Here is a 514-nt window from a genome sequence, read left to right as displayed (position 1 = left end):
ACGAGTTGACGTACCCTTGCGCTCGCCATTTCGATGGGCGGTGGCGTTGACGTGCGCGATTCAACTCGCGACGAGCTCGCGCTGCGCGCAGCTCGAAGCAGGCGCCTGAATTTCGCATGTCCGACTAAGTCGTTGATTGTTAACGTCGCTTCATGCGATGCCCCTGAAAATACGAAAGAAATTTGACGATTGTTGATCTCCATCCAATCAGGTCCCGCCTATCATTGGCACAGCGGTCGGTCAGGATGCAAGTACCTGACGGATCGCGGAACGTGGTTTGATAGTGTGGTGATGTCTCCCCTCGTTTGCGCCGGACTTAGGTCCGGCATTTTTTTCGCTGAAAAAGCATGAGAACTGACGGGCGAGTATAGCCGCATGTGCCCGGACTGGGCTTTGTTCGACAGGGTATGCGCTCAGTTGGTTGCGGGCGCAATTAGGCTGTCTTGACGCAAATCGCCTTGCCGAAGCTGTTCCACCGGTTCACGAGGTTCGCAATGATCACGCCCTCGCGCTG

At 55.8% G+C, this 514-nt stretch carries 1 protein-coding gene; it reads right to left on the bottom strand.

Features of this window, described 5'->3' with window-relative positions:
- Window positions 1–203 (bottom strand): hypothetical protein (locus CFB82_RS43850; RefSeq protein ID WP_218829114.1); only part of this gene is annotated, 203 nt, incomplete at its 3' end.
- Window positions 204–514 lie beyond the last annotated feature (311 nt).

The organism is Burkholderia sp. HI2714 (assembly GCF_002223085.1).
Lineage (GTDB): Bacteria > Pseudomonadota > Gammaproteobacteria > Burkholderiales > Burkholderiaceae > Burkholderia > Burkholderia lata_D.
The sequence above is the reverse complement of the archived record's forward strand: the minus strand, read 5'-3'. Positions and strand labels throughout refer to the sequence as shown.